Annotated in this window: 14 protein-coding genes; all 14 read left to right on the top strand. The window is 38.0% G+C overall.

Annotated features, from left to right (window positions below):
- Positions 1-60 precede the first annotated feature (60 nt).
- The 14 genes from IWC72_RS08615 to proB all read left to right on the top strand — a co-directional run bounded on the left by IWC72_RS08615 (position 61) and on the right by proB (position 16,908).
- On the top strand, positions 61-1,434 hold the full coding sequence (locus IWC72_RS08615) for an NAD(P)/FAD-dependent oxidoreductase (RefSeq protein ID WP_194529491.1): 1,374 nt from the start codon (positions 61-63) through the stop codon (positions 1,432-1,434).
- An 80-nt stretch (positions 1,435-1,514) separates the two neighbouring features.
- Positions 1,515-3,095, top strand: coding sequence for a 4Fe-4S binding protein (locus tag IWC72_RS08610; protein WP_194525809.1), 1,581 nt, complete (start codon positions 1,515-1,517; stop codon positions 3,093-3,095).
- 139 nt (positions 3,096-3,234) lie between these two features.
- The gene (locus IWC72_RS08605; protein WP_194529490.1) at positions 3,235-3,696 is read left to right on the top strand and encodes a toxin-antitoxin system YwqK family antitoxin; all 462 of its coding nucleotides are present in this window, start codon (positions 3,235-3,237) and stop codon (positions 3,694-3,696) included.
- Positions 3,696-6,098, top strand: a complete 2,403-nt coding sequence (locus IWC72_RS08600) for an alpha-L-rhamnosidase-related protein (protein ID WP_194529489.1) — start codon at positions 3,696-3,698, stop codon at positions 6,096-6,098. The genes IWC72_RS08605 and IWC72_RS08600 overlap by 1 nt, the downstream gene beginning before the upstream one ends.
- A 9-nt stretch (positions 6,099-6,107) precedes the next feature.
- On the top strand, positions 6,108-6,803 hold the full coding sequence (locus tag IWC72_RS08595; protein ID WP_194525806.1) for a glycosyltransferase family 2 protein: 696 nt from the start codon (positions 6,108-6,110) through the stop codon (positions 6,801-6,803).
- 1 nt (position 6,804) lies between these two features.
- The gene (locus IWC72_RS08590) at positions 6,805-8,289 is read left to right on the top strand and encodes a cellulose synthase family protein (RefSeq protein WP_194525805.1); all 1,485 of its coding nucleotides are present in this window, start codon (positions 6,805-6,807) and stop codon (positions 8,287-8,289) included.
- Between the two features lie 74 nt (positions 8,290-8,363).
- Entirely contained in the window at positions 8,364-9,725 is a 1,362-nt protein-coding gene (locus IWC72_RS08585; protein WP_194529488.1) for a mannosyltransferase, read from the top strand.
- A 218-nt stretch (positions 9,726-9,943) separates the two neighbouring features.
- A complete protein-coding gene (locus tag IWC72_RS08580) occupies positions 9,944-10,567 on the top strand; it encodes a GNAT family N-acetyltransferase (protein WP_194525803.1) in 624 nt (207 codons plus the stop codon).
- 53 nt (positions 10,568-10,620) lie between these two features.
- Positions 10,621-11,811 (top strand): argininosuccinate synthase, encoded by a 1,191-nt coding sequence (gene argG, locus IWC72_RS08575; RefSeq protein WP_194529487.1) that lies wholly within the window; start codon positions 10,621-10,623, stop codon positions 11,809-11,811.
- Entirely contained in the window at positions 11,804-12,778 is a 975-nt protein-coding gene (gene argC, locus IWC72_RS08570; RefSeq protein WP_194529486.1) for an N-acetyl-gamma-glutamyl-phosphate reductase, read from the top strand. Before argG ends, argC begins: the two co-directional genes overlap by 8 nt.
- A gap of 121 nt (positions 12,779-12,899) precedes the next feature.
- Positions 12,900-13,700, top strand: coding sequence for a pyrroline-5-carboxylate reductase (gene proC / locus IWC72_RS08565; RefSeq protein WP_194529485.1), 801 nt, complete (start codon positions 12,900-12,902; stop codon positions 13,698-13,700).
- A gap of 54 nt (positions 13,701-13,754) precedes the next feature.
- Complete coding sequence (locus IWC72_RS08560) at positions 13,755-14,879, top strand: aspartate aminotransferase family protein (RefSeq protein ID WP_194528104.1); 1,125 nt, start codon at positions 13,755-13,757, stop codon at positions 14,877-14,879.
- Positions 14,879-16,078, top strand: coding sequence for a glutamate-5-semialdehyde dehydrogenase (locus IWC72_RS08555; RefSeq protein ID WP_194529484.1), 1,200 nt, complete (start codon positions 14,879-14,881; stop codon positions 16,076-16,078). The genes IWC72_RS08560 and IWC72_RS08555 overlap by 1 nt, the downstream gene beginning before the upstream one ends.
- Before the next feature lie 38 nt (positions 16,079-16,116).
- The gene (gene proB / locus IWC72_RS08550; protein ID WP_194531118.1) at positions 16,117-16,908 is read left to right on the top strand and encodes a glutamate 5-kinase; all 792 of its coding nucleotides are present in this window, start codon (positions 16,117-16,119) and stop codon (positions 16,906-16,908) included.
- Positions 16,909-16,946: the final 38 nt, after the last annotated feature.

Genomic DNA, 16,946 nt, shown 5'->3' with positions numbered 1-16,946 from the left:
GAAAGGCGATTAAGGTATTACCTTTAAGAACGACAGAACCCGCAACAACCCAATTAAATTATGGAACATATCGTCATTATTGGTAACGGAATTTCAGGTGTAACAGCCGCTAGGCATATCCGAAAACTTTCCGATAAAAAAATTACAATAGTATCCGCAGAAACGAATTATTTCTTTTCTCGTACCGCCTTAATGTATGTATACATGGGTCACATGAAATTTGAACATACTCAACCTTATGAAAATTGGTTTTGGAAGAAAAACCGAATAGAACTTCTTAAAGGATTTGTTACTTCTGTTAATCACGAAGACAAAACACTGATATTGGCAGAAGGCAAAGAATTAACTTATGACAAGCTCATAATTGCAACGGGGTCCAAGCCCAACAAGTTTGGTTGGCCTGGTCAAGATTTAAAAGGGGTTCAGGGTTTGTATTCAAAACAAGACCTAGACCAAATTGAAGAAAATGCTCCTAATAAAGAGGTTTGCAATCGTGCAGTTATTGTTGGCGGCGGACTTATAGGTATTGAACTTGCGGAAATGCTTCGATCTAGAAAAATTCCGGTAACGTTCCTAGTTCGCGAAAATAGTTTTTGGAACGGTGTTCTACCATCTGGAGAATCTGAAATGATTAATGAGCACATTTTAGAACATCACATAGATTTAAAACTAGAGACCAATCTGGTTGAAATCCTATCCGATGAAAATGGCAGAGCCAAAGCTATTACAACGGATAAAGGCGAAACTATTGAATGTAATGTAGTAGGTCTTACCGCAGGTGTTACACCAAATATAGATTTTCTAAAAGATTCTGGTATTGAATTAGGACGAGGCGTAAAAGTCAACCGCTTGCTTGAAACTAATATAAAAGACATTTATGCTATAGGTGATTGTGCCGAACAACACGAGGGCATTGGCAATCGCAGACCTATTGAAGCAGTTTGGTATACGGGCCGCATGATGGGCGAAACGTTGGCACAGACCATTTGCGGCAAACCAAGGGAATACAACCCTGGGCATTGGTTTAATTCGGCCAAATTTCTTGATATAGAATATCAGACCTATGGTTGGGTGTTTAGCGAAAGAATAAAAAAAGAACACGAAAACCATTTTCACTGGCGCCACGCTTCGGAAAAAATTTGCATTACGGTTGCCTATGATAAGGACTCTAAAAAATTCTTGGGTATCAACACCTTTGGTATTCGTATGCGTCATGAAATGTTTGATCGTTGGCTAACAGAAGAACGCGGTGTAGATTATGTGATGGAATATTTAAAAGATGCCAATTTTGACCCAGAATTCTATTCGCATTATGAAGAGAAAATCCTATCAAAATATAACTCGGTAATGAATACCAACTTATCTCCTAAGAAGAAAAGTTGGAAACGAATTTTTAGTAAACCAACAAGAAGCGAGCCCGTGAGGCAATCGTAAAGGAATAACTTGGAAATTTCGAGGCGAACCTCGGAGCATTTAATCTCGATTATCGAGTAAAGCTTAATCAGAAACAAATAATGAAAGCAATACAAAACATAGGCCTTGTCATTTTTTTAATCGGGCTTGCCATTTTTGCTGCCGTACCCGTATTAGGTACGTACAAGCTAGACCAGAATACCTTTGACGAAATCGTAAAAGAAAAAAACATTAAAAGTGATGTTTTTATTCAGTCAATAAATCAAAACGTTGTTGGCAAAGATTTTAACGGAATGTTGAGCCTCTCGCCCGCTATAAGTTCCGCGCTCGATGCAGCCAATAGCCAACACCGGAAAAACAAAGAATACAAAAAAGTTATCTACACAAGTGGTCATGATATGGCGGCCTTGGTAGGTAAGAAATCCGGAGCTGGGTTTATTGCTCAAAACAAAGGACTAATGTGGTTTTTGACCTTTGGCCTTGGTATTATTGGAGCATTGATGTTTATTCTCCCTAATGTGGTCTTACTAGGCAAAAAAGGAATAAAAAACGATGGTATATACCATGAAAGCGCCACGAATAGAGGTTGGATAGCATGGATGGTGTTTGTATTTCTAGTTTCCTTCTATCTAGTTCTATACTTCAGACCTGAATTTGCGGTAAACTGGACTTTCCTTGTAGATCCAATTAGCGAAAGCCTTAGCGGTAATCCTGCAGGACATTGGTTTGTCTATGGTTTTATGTATTGTACGGTAATGACCGTTATGGCCGTGCGTATGTACATTAAATACCGTCACAACGTGTACCAAGTGGTGCGTACTACATCTGTACTATTTTTCCAGATTGTATTTGCTTTCTTAATCCCGGAAATAATGGTGCGTCTACAGATGCCTTACTATGATTTTAAAAATGCATTCCCTCTAGATTATGATTTCTTCTTTCAATGGAACTTAAAATCGTTGTTGGATAGTGGTGGTATTGGTCTATTCATTCTGGTATGGGGCGTTGTTCTTACCTTGGTGATTGTACCGGTAATGGTCTATTTCTTCGGAAAAAGATGGTATTGTTCTTGGGTTTGCGGTTGTGGTGGATTAGCTGAAACTTTAGGAGATCCGTACCGTCAGCATTCAAGTAAATCACTATTTTCTTGGAAAGTGGAGCGTTGGTTAATACATGGTGTTTTACTCTTTGCCGTAGTGATGACAGGTATGACGCTTTACAGCTTCTTTACAGAATCTGGAACCGTACTTGGTATTAAAACACAAAGTGTTCAAAACACTTATAGTTTATTGATCGGCGCAATATTCGCTGGTGTTATCGGAACTGGTTTCTATCCAATTTTCGGTAACCGTGTATGGTGTAGATTTGGATGTCCGTTAGCTGCATACCTTGGTTTTGTACAACGTTTTAAATCTCGATTTAGAATTACCACCAATGGTGGCCAATGTATTTCTTGTGGTAACTGTTCTACCTACTGTGAGCAGGGTATTGACGTTCGCGCCTATGCTCAAAAAGGTGAAAATATTGTACGATCTAGTTGTGTAGGTTGCGGTGTATGTTCAGCAGTTTGCCCACGTGGGGTTCTGAAATTAGAAAACGGTCCAGAAGAAGGTCGTATTAACCCAACGGAAGTATTACTAGGAAACGATGTTAACCTTATGGAATTAGTAAATAAAAAATAGGGGGCAATTCATTGAATACCTATTAAAATCCTATACATCTAAAAGTATTAGATATATAGGATTTTTTTTGTTAGTTCTCTCTTCTTAAACCGACTATACTTTTGTAAGCATTTTTAGTATGTTCCCAAAATTATTTTTTATGGCGTGTTTTGTTTTTTTTGGACTCCAGTCCGAAGGAAATATTACATACCAAAAAGAATATTACCCCTCCGGAATGATAAAACAGGAAGGTTGGTTAAAAGATGGTGTAAAAGCTGATTTTTGGAAATTCTACCACACCAACGGAAAATTATCCGAACAGGGACACTACCAAAATAACCAACGCGTGTCTTATTGGTACTTTTACGACAGCTATGGCAAACCCTTACAAGAAGGTCATTATAAAAACGGAAAGAAGTCCAATTGGTGGTTATTCTATGACTCTATGGGAAAAGTAAACCATAAATGCCAATTGAGTAATGGCAAAAAAAATGGGTATTGTCTACAGTATATCAACGAAAAACTGACCTCAGCAGAGAAATATCAAAACGGTAAAAAAATTAAGGAATGGTTTAGTTTTAGTAGTTTTAGACGCGAAAACAATTTATCAGACCTTAAATAATGACACGTTTCCCGCTGTTTATCTTTTTACTTCTTTTTTCAACTTCCATATGGGCGCAAGTTGAGCTTAATTACCCTGATGTAAAGTATACCACTGAGAACATTAAGGCCAACTGGGTAAGTCACCCCAATATAAGCGGAGGTGAGGACCGAGTAATCTTATTCAGAAACACTTTTAATGTTACTGATGTAAATCAAGATTTTATAATAAACATATCTGCGGACAACCACTATTTCCTTTACGTAAACGGAAAAATAGTAACTCACGGCCCACAATTAAGTGATATTAAGCATTGGAAGTTCGAAACCCTGAACCTTAAAAAATATCTTCAAAATGGCAAGAACGTTATTGCTGTAAAAGTTATCAACTTTGGAAAGCGACGCTTTTACGGTCTTCAGTCCATTTTCACCAGTGTAATGGTAAACGGAATAACAGAAAATGCAAAAGTATTAACTACCACAGGAAAGGGAGATACTTGGTTATGCTCATTGGATGACTCCTATAAAGTAATAAATGTGAACTGGCGAGGAGACGGACCAAAATCTATAGTAGGTGGCTTTTATGCCAACAACCCTACGGACTTTATAGACATGAACAAATATCCTACGGATTGGGAACAACTAGATTTTAATGATTCCACTTGGTCTAGAACCATATTCTTTGAGGGTGCGAGCAGCATGGGTGGATCAATGGCATACTTGTTAGAACCGCGCAACTTACCATTACTTACCTGGCACAAAGAACATATTGAAAGTACCATACGAAGTTCTGAAACTACGCTTCCCACTTTTCCTGCTTCAGGAAAGCTTGAAATTCCAAGTGGTAAAATAGCAACGTTTTTGATAGACCAAAAATACGTTACCAATGGTTTTCCTGAACTAATTTTCAGTAAGGGAAAAAATGCCAGCATTAAGATAAAGTATGCTGAAAACTTGTTTGATAAGAATGATGAAAAGGGAGATCGAGATATTATCAAAAATAAGAGGCTCTTAGGCTACTATGATAGTATTGTTTCAAACGGAAAAGATGCTCAAAAATTCATTCCTAATTGGATGCGGACCTTCCGCTTTGTTGAGTTTGAAATAGAAACAAAAGAGCAAGAATTGGTATTAGATAGTTTTATCAATTATCGTTCAAGGACAAACATTGTTTCTTCTGCTAGTTTCACCTCTGACAATGAAATGTATAATGACATTTTTGACATCTGTAAAAGAACGGTAGATATCTGTACGCAAGATTATTTCTTAAGTGATGCCTATTATGAAACTATGCAGTATGTTGGTGACACTAAAATTCATGCCTTGCTCTGGCAGGCAATGAGTGGCAATCTAGACCATACTAAAAATGCCATTGAACAATTTCATCAATCGCGAGATGCAGAAGGCAATATCTTAGGAGCCTATCCACTCAGATCAACCTTTATTTACCCCACTTATTCTTTAGTTTGGGTAGATATGGTTTATGATTACTACAACCTTACCGAAGACATATCTTTTGTAGAGCATTATAAAGATGGTATCGTTCATACATTAGCAGGTTTTGAAAAGAACATGAACGAACTGAATTTGGTGAATGAAACCAAATACAGATATTTCATAGATTGGTATTCAGGAGCTAATGACGGCAAAGGAACAGCAACAAAAAATAACGGAAAGAATTCTGCCGTGGTAAGTCTGCATTATGTACATGCGCTACAAAATGCCGCAAAATTATTTGAAGTTATTGGCGATAGCCCTACTGCTGAAAAATACCAAAGCCGAGCAGATGCTATAAAAAAATCTGTTTTTGACCTTTGCTATGACTCAAACAAGCAAGTCTTTGCGGAACGTCCGGACAAGACTATTTATGACCAACATACCAACATCATGGCCATTCTTACAGATGCTGTTGATGAAAGTCAGCAGAGAGCACTTTTGACAAAAATTTTGAATGACAAAGATTTGTTACAAGCTACCTACTACTATCGTTTCTATTTATTTCAAGCAATAGAAAAAGTTGGTGCACCTGAACTTTTTGACTTGGCCCAGAAACCTTGGGAATCTATGATTACCAATCATATGACCACAACCTTAGAACGTTTTGAAAGTAAAAAGAAACCAACACGTTCAGAAGTGCACCCATGGAGCGCCTCTCCTGCCTATTTTTATTTTAATTATTTAGCTGGAATAAAATCGGTTAAAAATAATTTTGAAAAAGTAAGGATTGCTCCCGTTTTTGGCAAGCTTCAATCTATAGATGGATTACTCCCTACTACTAAAGGAAATATTGTTTTCAACTTTAAAAAATCAAAAAATAAGCTTTCGGCAGACATAACAATTCCTGAGAAAGTGAAGGGCGAACTGGTTTGGAACGGAAAACACATCCCCTTAAAACAAGGAAAAAACAAGTATACTTTAAAATAAGTTTCACTAATGCTACAACCAGACATTAAGGTCATAATTCCTGCATTCAATGAGGCAGATTCAATAGCTTCCGTAATTCACGAGATTCCTAAATCGGTATCGGAAATTATAGTGGTAAATAATAATTCATCAGATAATACAGTAAAAAACGCGTCTGATGCAGGAGCTACCGTATTGAATGAGAGCAGAATGGGTTATGGGTATGCGTGTTTAAAGGGAATGGATCATATTGCCAAACAATCCAAAGCACCCGATATTGTCGTATTTCTTGACGGAGACTATTCCGATTATCCGGAAGAACTTGATAAAATTGTGGCTCCGATATTAAATAAAGAGGTGGATTTTGTAATTGGTGCTCGTGTAAAACGACTTAGAGAAGAGGGAAGCATGACGCCTCAGCAAATTTTTGGCAATTGGCTGGCCACTTTTTTAATGAAATTGTTGTTTCGGGCAACATTTACAGACCTTGGCCCGTTTAGGGCTATATCATATCCTAAGTTGTTAACACTCAACATGGAGGATAAAACTTACGGGTGGACAGTGGAGATGCAATTGAAGGCTTTAAAACAAAATTTAGCATATACCGAAGTACCAGTACGTTACAAAAAAAGAATTGGTATGTCAAAAGTATCGGGTACCGTAAAAGGTAGTATATTTGCGGGCATAAAAATATTAGGTTGGATTTTTAAATACAGCATAAAATAATATGGGTTTAATTATTGCTTACATTATTCTCGCAATCTATAGTGTAGCACTACTATTGATATTTTTTTACAGTTTGGCGCAACTGAACCTCTTGGTAAATTACCTGGGGTATAAGAGACGCAACCAAATTGCCCCAAAATTCAATCTTCTAGATCCAAAAGAGATACCTTACGTTACCATACAACTGCCTGTCTATAATGAAGAATATGTTATGGAGCGCTTGTTGGAAAACATTGCCAAAATAGAATACCCGAAAAGCAAATTAGAAATTCAAGTGCTTGATGATTCTACTGATGATTCGGTTATTGATACTGCCGCAAGGGTAAAAGCTTTACAAGAAACTGGTCTTGACATTCAACATATACGTCGCGAAAACCGCCAAGGCTTCAAAGCTGGTGCTTTAAAAGAAGGACTAGAAATAGCAAAAGGAGAATTCATAGCTATTTTTGATGCCGATTTTATGCCTTCCGGGGATTGGTTAAAAAAAACAGTTCTTTACTTTAAAGACCCTGAAATTGGTGTTGTACAAACTCGTTGGGGACATATTAACCGCGAATATTCTACGCTTACGCGTATTCAAGCTTTTGCTTTAGATGCTCATTTTACTTTAGAACAAGTAGGCAGAAATGCCAAAGGACACTTTATTAACTTTAACGGTACAGCTGGTATTTGGAGAAAAGAATGCATCATTGATGCTGGAAATTGGGAAGGCGACACGCTAACGGAAGACCTTGACCTTAGTTACCGTGCGCAACTTAAGAACTGGAAATTCAAGTACCTAGAAGACGTAGAGACACCTGCAGAGCTTCCTGTAGTTATTAGTGCCGCTCGTTCACAACAATTTCGTTGGAATAAGGGTGGGGCCGAAAATTTTAGAAAGACCGTCTTTAATGTGGTTACCGCTAAGAACATCTCATTTAAAACTAAATTTCATGGTGTAATGCATCTTCTGAACAGTTCAATGTTCTTATGTGTATTCTTGGTCTCTTTATTGAGCATACCCGCCATGTATATTAAGGCAATATATCCTCAACTGGATATTGTTTTTACCTTATTGAGTTTCTTTGTTTTAAGCACCATTATTCTCTTTGTTTGTTACTGGTTTACCTATAAAAGTATTCAAGGAAGTGGCTTTGACAATTTTGTGGATTATATTAAAATATTTTTTACCTTCTTTTCCGTTGCATTGGGCTTTTCACTGCACAATTCAATTGCTGTTCTTGAAGGTCATATGGGTAAAAGGAGTGAATTTGTACGTACGCCTAAATTCAACCTGAATAATATTACAGATTCATGGAAAGGCAATAAATACCTTACCAAAAAATTATCTCCCAACATGATTCTGGAAGCTGTTCTTATGATTTATTTCCTTTTTGGAATGTACAGTGCCGTTCCTTTGAATGATTTTGGTCTTTTCCCGTTTCACTTTATGCTTTTTGTAGGCTTTGGCTTTGTATTTACAAAGTCCCTGACTTCTCGTGTATAACGAATCTTAACTCCTTTAACACCATCAAGTCCATTTAAATTTCTTATTTTTTCGGTATTAGAACAAACCGTTAAATGCCCAACCGTCTCACTACATATTGGAAGCTTCACAAGGTGCCTGTACTTATGGCATTATTAGGTGCTATTTTTTATTTCACCTTTGCCTTTCATTTGGAGCGAACGGATTTCATTAAACTCTTAACGCTTTTTGCTGCTTCCTTTTTTCTATGTTTTAAGCTGATACAGTTTGAAAAATGGAATTTCAAATTTCTCTTGGTAGTAGGTATTATTTTCAGGTTGATATTCTTAACCACAGAACCCAACCTCTCCCAGGATTATTATCGTTTTATTTGGGATGGGCACCTAGTTGCCAATTTTATCAATCCTTATCTAGAAGTTCCAAACGATTTGATTACCCAAAGTGATTTGGTTATCCCCAACGCCCAACTCCTTTACGATAGCATGGGAAGCTTAAGTGCGAAGCATTTCAGCAATTACCCTCCATTAAACCAGTTGCTCTTTGCCCTAGCAGCCTTATTGGGTGCAAAAAGCATAATGGGTTCTGTTCTGGTTATCAAAACCATGATTATTTTAGCTGATATAGGTATTTTCTATTTTGGGAGAAAACTACTAAAAAACCTTAACCATTCACCACACCTTATTTTTTGGTACTTCTTAAACCCTCTAGTCATAATTGAACTAACAGGAAACCTACATTTTGAAGGTGTTATGCTTTTCTTTTTTGTATGGGCACTATACCTATTATCCATAAAAAAATGGGCTCTGGCTGCCATTCCTTACGCGTTATCCATTTGTGTTAAACTAGTACCTTTATTGTTTCTACCGCTCTTTCTAAAACATTTAGGATTTAAAAAAAGTGTAAGCTTCTACATGATTATAGGAGTTACATGTGTATTGCTATTTGTTCCCTTTTATTCTTCTGAATTTATTGCGAACTATTCCAAAACAGTCGGACTCTGGTTTTCAAATTTTGAATTTAATGCCGGTCTATACAATGCTATAAAATACATTGCCGTTCAATTTAACGGAAAACCGTGGGAACTTATAAAAACCTATGGAAAAATCACACCTATATTAACTATCCTATTTGTACTGTTATTCACTTTTCTTAGGGACAATCAAAAAATACCAACATTAATTACCTCAATGATGGCCGTACTTACGCTGTATTATTTCATGTCTGCCACTGTACATCCTTGGTATATCATCTTTTTGGTGGTATTAGGTGTATTTACCAAATACAAATATGCGGTACTTTGGTCAGCCACAGTGGTCCTCAGTTACTACGCGTATTCAAAGGTTGACTTTAAAGAAAACCTAACGCTAATCGCTGTTGAATATATTTCTGTATATGTGTTTTTGATTTACGAAATTTTTAACTCAAAAGAACAATTTGTTATTTTTCGTAAAAATTAACCTCACACCTTTATACTTTCGGCATAATCTTGTACATTTGACCTTCCATGAAAGGACAAAGACACATATCTAAAACTTTGAGCAACCTTGCTCCCGTTCGCCCGTTTTCTCGCCGTCGTCGCCCGTAGGGGTGTATCATATTTCATGGAAATAGGTGAGTCCATTTCCGCACAACAAACAACAATTCATTTTTTCTTACAGTTTAAACCCTTTTGGCAATGAAACTAATTATTGCTAACAAGTCACATATTAAATACGCCCAAATCATTAGCGACACCATTACGGAATCTGCTAAAGTAAGAGGTACTGGCATTGCCAAGCGTACACCAGAATATATTCAAAAACGTTTGGAAAACGGCAACGCCGTTATTGCTTTAGATGGTGACAAGTTTGCCGGCTTCTGTTATATAGAAGTCTGGGGGCACGAGAAATTCGTAGCCAACTCTGGTCTTATCGTTCATCCTGACTATAGAAATCAGGGATTGGCGAAAGAAATTAAAAAAAGAATCTTCGAACTTTCGAGAGAGAAATTTCCAGATGCCAAAATATTTGGTATCACCACGGGGTTAGCCGTAATGAAAATGAATTATGAGCTTGGCTATAAGCCCGTTACATTTTCAGAACTAACTGATGACCCTGAATTTTGGAAAGGCTGCCAGACCTGCAAAAACTTTGACATTCTTACCCGCACCGAGCGTAAAATGTGCCTCTGTACAGGTATGCTCTATGATGCAGCGACCAAAGAAAAAAAGGCTCCAAAAGAAGAAGTGAACAGCAAAGCTTTCAAAAGGTTAAAAAGCATAAAAGAATCACTTTTCTTAAAAAAGAAAACAAACGAATAACCTAATAGGTCAATGAATTATTCAATCTTGGCCGAAACAACACAATTTGTAAAATGAAAAAATTAGTTTTAGCATACAGCGGCGGATTAGACACTTCCTACTGCGCTAAATACCTATCACAGGAAAAAGGTTTTGAAGTACACGCAGTAAGCGTAAACACAGGCGGTTTTTCAAAAGAAGAAATTGCCTCCATAGAAGAAAAATCTATACAATTAGGAGCTAGTTCGTATACTTCTATTGATGCCGTTCAGATTTTTTATGACAAGGTAGTTAAGTACCTTATCTTCGGAAATGTTCTAAAGAACAATACCTACCCACTATCAGTTAGTGCAGAGCGAATCGTACAGGCTATTGAAATTGTAAACTATGCCAAAAAAATCGGCGCTAATTATATAGCCCATGGTAGTACGGGCGCCGGTAATGACCAAGTGAGATTTGACATGATTTTTCAAATCATTGCTCCAGAAATAGAAATTATTACTCCCATTAGAGATAACAAACTATCTAGAGAGGCAGAAATTGCCTACCTAAAAGAGAACGGTATAGACTATCCTTGGGAAAAAGCAAAATACTCTATAAACAGAGGGCTTTGGGGTACTTCCGTTGGTGGTGAAGAAACATTAACTTCCCAAAGAGCGTTACCCGATAGTGCATACCCAAGCCAATTACAGGAAAAAGAGCCTACAGATGTAAAGCTAACTTTTGAAACAGGAGAATTAGTTGCTATTGATGGCGTTAAAAATGGTCCCGTTGCCAATATAGAAAAACTAGAGGCCATGGCCTCAAAATATGCTATAGGTAGAGACATTCATGTAGGCGATACTATTATCGGTACAAAAGGTAGAGTTGGTTTTGAAGCTGCTGCTGCGTTAATTATTATTAAAGCACACCACTTGTTGGAAAAACACACCCTTACCAAATGGCAACAGTTCCAAAAAGAACAACAGGGTAACTTCTATGGCATGTTATTGCACGAAGGCAACTACCTAGATGCCGTAATGAGAAACATAGAAGCTTTCCTAACGGATACGCAAAAGAACGTTTCCGGTGATGTTTTCATTAGCCTTTATCCTTTTCAGTTTAGATTGAACGGAATTTCTTCGGAGCATGATTTAATGACCGATGCTTTTGGAAGCTACGGAGAAGTAAACAAAGGATGGTCTGCGGATGACGCCAAAGGATTCATCAAAATACTTTCCAATTCCGGGAAGATTTATAACCATGTAAATTCTAGCGATGATTAAAGTTGGTATCATAGGAGGTTCTGGTTATACGGGCGGTGAACTGATTAGAATTCTCCTGCATCACCCAGAAGCTGAAATAGATTTCGTTTTCAGCACTACCAGAGCCGGAAAGAAAGTCACAACGGCCCATGCCGATTTATTAGGCACTACCGAAATGGAGTTTACAGGAACTGTAAATCCTGATGTAGATTTGGTTTTCCTGTGTTTGGGGCACGGTAATTCCTCTAAATTTTTACAGGAAAACGAGTTCTCCAAAGACACCAAAATAATTGACCTCAGCAACGATTTTAGGCTTCAGGCCCACGCTGTTTTTGAAGGAAAAGAGTTTGTTTACGGACTTCCGGAACTTAAAAAAGAAGCAATTAAAAAGGCGAATTATATCGCAAACCCGGGTTGTTTTGCAACGGCTATTCAATTAGGCCTTCTTCCTTTGGCAAAAGAGAATAAACTTGGAAATACGGTACACATTAATGCCGTTACAGGTAGTACAGGTGCGGGCGTTAGTCCCTCCGCTACATCTCATTTTAGTTGGAGAAATAACAATGTGAGCTGGTACAAACCCTTTACACATCAACATTTGGGTGAAATCAACGAGAGTTTAAAATCTTTGCAGCCCAATTCGGGAGAGTTGTTTTTCCTCCCAAATAGGGGTAATTTCACTCGTGGTATTTTAGCAACGGCCTATACAGAGTTTGATGGCAGTTTAGAAGAAGCCGTTAAGTTGTACAAAGATTTTTATGCGGATGCACTTTTTACGCAAATAGCCGAAGAGCCCATTCACCTCAAACAAATTGTGAATACCAATCAATGTCATATTCACTTGCACAAACATGGGAACACATTGCTTATTACCTCTGCAATAGACAACTTGTTAAAAGGCGCCTCTGGGCAAGCGGTACAGAATATGAACTTGATTTTTGACTTTGAAGAAGCAGCCGGTCTTAATTTAAAAGCAGGCGTTTTCTAAACAGACCTATAGAAAACAAATTAAAACATTAAATAAAAAGGTCTACTTATAAGTAATGAACACTCAGTTTTGAACAAGATGTACTACGTACATTTTACTCATAACTCAATACTAAAAGATTATGAAAATAGCCATCATAGGAGCAGGTAATTTGGGCCTTTCCATCGCCAAAGGGATTTTAAATTCCAACGGAGCCACAACCATGTATCTTACCAAAAGAAATACGGCTGAAATAGAAGAATATTCCAACTATGGCAATGTTACCATTACTTCGGATAATCGTGAGGCCGTAAAAAAATCCGATATTATTATTTTGGCTGTTCAACCTAGTCAGCTTGAGAATATCTTGGAAAGCACTAAGGATTTGCTAACCGATAACCACGTGGTTATTTCTACTATTACCGGTTTTAGTATTGCTAAAATGGAAGCTATTCTTGGTTCGGATTATAATATTATCCGTAGCATGCCCAACACGGCTATTTCCGTAGGGCAATCTATGACCTGTATCTGTAGTAATGAAAAGGGCAAAAAGAAAATTGAATTGGCCAAGGCTATTTTCAATCGTATGGGTCATTCCATGGAAATCCCAGAAACGCAAATGCAAGCGGCAACGGTAATCTGTGCCAGCGGAGTTGCTTTTTGGATGCGCTTGATACGTGCCACCACCCAAGGTGCCATTCAGTTAGGTTTTGATGCAAAAGAGGCTCAAGAGTTAGCCATGCACACCTGTAGTGGTGCCGCTAGTTTATTAATCGAATCCGGCAGTCACCCAGAAGCGGAAATCGATAGGGTCACCACGCCAAAAGGCTGTACCATTCAAGGCTTGAACGAAATGGAACACCAAGGACTGAGCTCTTCCCTTATTCAGGGAATTGTAGCATCCTATGAAAAAATCAGTAGAATTAAAGAGAACCAGTTATAAAAACATCTCTCTAATAAAATACAAGAAGCTATGATTAGCTCAACAGTAAAAGTTATGAATTTATTTGATGTTTACCCATTATACGATGTAACCCCTGTATCGGCAAAGGGGATAGTAGTAACCGATGATAAAGGAACCGAATTTTTGGATTTTTACGGAGGTCACGCCGTAATCTCCATTGGTCATTCACACCCGCATTACGTAAAACGTCTTACGGACCAGCTAAATAAAATAGGTTTCTACAGCAACTCGGTTAAAAATCCGCTACAAGAAGAACTGGCTGCTAAACTCGGTCAGCTTTCAGGCTGTGAAAATTACAATCTGTTTTTGTGCAATTCAGGTGCCGAAGCTAATGAGAATGCGTTAAAACTAGCTTCCTTTCACACTGGAAAGTCTAGAGTAATAGCCTTCACCAATGGCTTTCATGGGCGTACTTCTGCGGCCGTTGCGGCTACGGATAATCCAAAGATTAATGCACCTATCAATTTACAGCAAAAGGTGACATTTCTTCCTTTGAATGATTTAGAAGCTTTTCAAACCGAAATAGAAAAAGGCGATGTTTGTGCGGTGATTATAGAAACCATTCAAGGTGTTGGAGGTTTAGATGAACCAACAACCGATTTTTATCAGCAAGTGGCTCAATTATCCAAAATTAATAAAGCCGTATTGATTGCCGATGAAGTACAGTGTGGTTTTGGCAGAAGTGGTAAATTCTTCGCTTTTCAACATCATGATATACAACCGGATATTATCTCTGTAGCAAAAGGAATGGGTAACGGCTTTCCTGTTGGCGGCATTTTAATACATGAAGATATTAAAGCTTCCTACGGGTTATTAGGCACCACTTTTGGCGGAAACCATTTGGCTTCCGTAGCCACATTAGCGGTTTTAGAAGTTTTAGAAGAGGAAAAACTGATCGAAAACGCAGCTCATTTAGAGGGATACTTTAGAGCGCTAGCGGCAGAAATACCTCAAATTAAAAAAGTAAAAGGCCGAGGTTTAATGCTCGGACTAGAATTTGATTTTGAAGTGGCCGATTTAAGAAAGAGACTGATTCACGATCAACACTTATTTACAGGTGGTGCCAAAGACAAATTCGTTTTACGAGTACTACCTGCATTGAATATTACCGAAAACCATTTAGACACTTTTTTCACCGCTTTAAAAGCTGAATTGTAATGAGTTTATTATTGGATATAAAACAACGCAACGCCGTTCTTTCGGATATGGCCCATTTGATAAATCAAGAACGCTCAGCCATTCTTGAGGCCAATAAAAAGGATATGGAAGGTTATACAGGTGATGACCTTGCCATGCGTGATCGACTTAAAGTTGACCAAGGCAAAATTGACGGTATGATTTTAAGCCTGCAACAACTTGCCGCTCAAGAAGACCCATTGGGTGTAGAACTTTTTAGTTTTGAGCATGAAAACGGCATGCAGGTAAGCAATAAAACCGCTCCTTTCGGAACGATTCTTATTATTTATGAATCCAGACCGGATGTTACTATTGAGGCTGCCGGTATCGCTTTCAAATCCGGGAACAAAATTTTATTGAAGGGAGGTAAAGAATCCTTGAACAGTAATCTTTTGTTAGTGGATTTGTGGCACAAGGCACTTGAAGCCAATGAAGCTGAAGCGGACTGGGTGACTTATTTACAGTTCAACAGAACCGAAACTCAGGCATTTCTTGAAAAACCGACACAAAAGGTAGATTTGATTGTACCCAGAGGTGGTGAGCGACTTATTGCTTTTGTAAAACAGCATGCTACCTGCCCCGTTATTGTTAGCGGCCGTGGAAACAATTTCATTTATGTTGGTGAAGAAGCAGATTTAGAGATGGCCATAGACATTATTATTAATGGCAAGACTACTAAAATATCTGCTTGTAACGCAGTTGACAAAGTATTGATTTCTTCGGATTTGCCTAGAAAACAGCAGTTTCTTCAGCATTTGATTCAAGAATTAAAGAAAAGTAATGTTGAGATTCTGGCCGATGAAGCTATTGCCGGAATGGAAGGAACAAAAGGCATTGAGGACGATAACATTTGGCACGAGGAGTTTCTAGATTATAAAATTGTAATTGGCCAAAGCTCGGATTTAGAAGATGCTATTTCTAAAATAAACACTTATGGCGGAGGGCATTCTGCATCAATTATAACGGCCAACAATGAGACTGCAGAATATTTCATGAACAATGTGGATACAGCCGCAGTGTATCATAACGCCTCAACCCGTTTTACGGACGGCGGGCAATTTGGTTTGGGTGGAGAACTTGCCATTAGTACCGATAAATTACACCAAAGAGGACCTATCGGCCTTCAACATTTGGTAACCAACAAGTGGTATGTAAAAGGAAACGGGCAAACTAGAGGATAGTAAAACTATCGTCGGCTCCTCATGATGAAAACGAATACCTGATGAAAAAAAGGATTTTACTGAAAATCGGCACGAATACACTTACTAAGGAAACCAATCAGATTTCCCGTGGAAAAATAGAGGATATAGGTCGGCAAATAGCTGCTTTAAAAAACGATTATGAGTTTATCATAGTAAGTTCAGGAGCTATTGCTGCAGCCAAACAGTTCGTAAAATTAGAGCACAACGGTGGAGATATTGACGTAAAGCAAGCCTTGGCTGCAATAGGTCAGCCTCATTTAATGCGCATGTTTCAGGAAAGTTTTAGAGAGCTTGGTCTATTTGCCGCGCAATGTCTTTTATCGTATTCCGATTTTAAGAGTCCAAAATCCAAAGCCAATATTAAGAATACCATAGATGTTCTGGTTGCGAACAATTTTATTCCGATAATCAACGAAAATGATACGGTGGCAACCGATGAAATAAAATTTGGCGACAATGATAAGCTGGCGGCATTAACGGCCTCATTGCTGAAAGCCGACCTTTTAATGATTGCTACGAACACCAATGGCATATACACCAAAATATCCATAGAAAATGGGCAACCGGAAACCATCTCCGAAGTATTGGGAATTGATAGTTTGGAGCAAGAAATAAGTTCACATAAATCATCACATGGCACGGGCGGAATGCAATCTAAAGTTGAGGCGGCCACCATTGCACAAAAAGCAGGTATAGAAACTTGGATTGTAAACGGATTGAACGACAGCTTTATCACCGATGCTTTTAAAGGCTCGGGCAACCATACCAAAATAAAAACCAAAGACGGTCACTTTTTAGAAGACCAATGATGTAGAGAACATCCAAATAAAAATAAAACAGCACGAGA

The sequence above is a fragment of the Zobellia roscoffensis genome, from assembly GCF_015330165.1.
Taxonomy (GTDB): domain Bacteria; phylum Bacteroidota; class Bacteroidia; order Flavobacteriales; family Flavobacteriaceae; genus Zobellia; species Zobellia roscoffensis.
This window is presented reverse-complemented; position numbering and strand designations above follow the sequence as displayed.

What these genes read in the sequence shown, in the direction of transcription:
- IWC72_RS08615 (WP_194529491.1), top strand. Translation starts at nt 61, where the DNA reads ATGGAACATATCGTCATTATTGGTAACGGAATTTCAGGTGTAACAGCC.
- IWC72_RS08610 (WP_194525809.1), top strand. Translation starts at nt 1,515, where the DNA reads ATGAAAGCAATACAAAACATAGGCCTTGTCATTTTTTTAATCGGGCTT.
- IWC72_RS08605 (WP_194529490.1), top strand. Translation starts at nt 3,235, where the DNA reads ATGGCGTGTTTTGTTTTTTTTGGACTCCAGTCCGAAGGAAATATTACA.
- IWC72_RS08600 (WP_194529489.1), top strand. Translation starts at nt 3,696, where the DNA reads ATGACACGTTTCCCGCTGTTTATCTTTTTACTTCTTTTTTCAACTTCC.
- IWC72_RS08595 (WP_194525806.1), top strand. Translation starts at nt 6,108, where the DNA reads ATGCTACAACCAGACATTAAGGTCATAATTCCTGCATTCAATGAGGCA.
- IWC72_RS08590 (WP_194525805.1), top strand. Translation starts at nt 6,805, where the DNA reads ATGGGTTTAATTATTGCTTACATTATTCTCGCAATCTATAGTGTAGCA.
- IWC72_RS08585 (WP_194529488.1), top strand. Translation starts at nt 8,364, where the DNA reads ATGCCCAACCGTCTCACTACATATTGGAAGCTTCACAAGGTGCCTGTA.
- IWC72_RS08580 (WP_194525803.1), top strand. Translation starts at nt 9,944, where the DNA reads ATGAAACTAATTATTGCTAACAAGTCACATATTAAATACGCCCAAATC.
- argG (WP_194529487.1), top strand. Translation starts at nt 10,621, where the DNA reads ATGAAAAAATTAGTTTTAGCATACAGCGGCGGATTAGACACTTCCTAC.
- argC (WP_194529486.1), top strand. Translation starts at nt 11,804, where the DNA reads ATGATTAAAGTTGGTATCATAGGAGGTTCTGGTTATACGGGCGGTGAA.
- proC (WP_194529485.1), top strand. Translation starts at nt 12,900, where the DNA reads ATGAAAATAGCCATCATAGGAGCAGGTAATTTGGGCCTTTCCATCGCC.
- IWC72_RS08560 (WP_194528104.1), top strand. Translation starts at nt 13,755, where the DNA reads ATGAATTTATTTGATGTTTACCCATTATACGATGTAACCCCTGTATCG.
- IWC72_RS08555 (WP_194529484.1), top strand. Translation starts at nt 14,879, where the DNA reads ATGAGTTTATTATTGGATATAAAACAACGCAACGCCGTTCTTTCGGAT.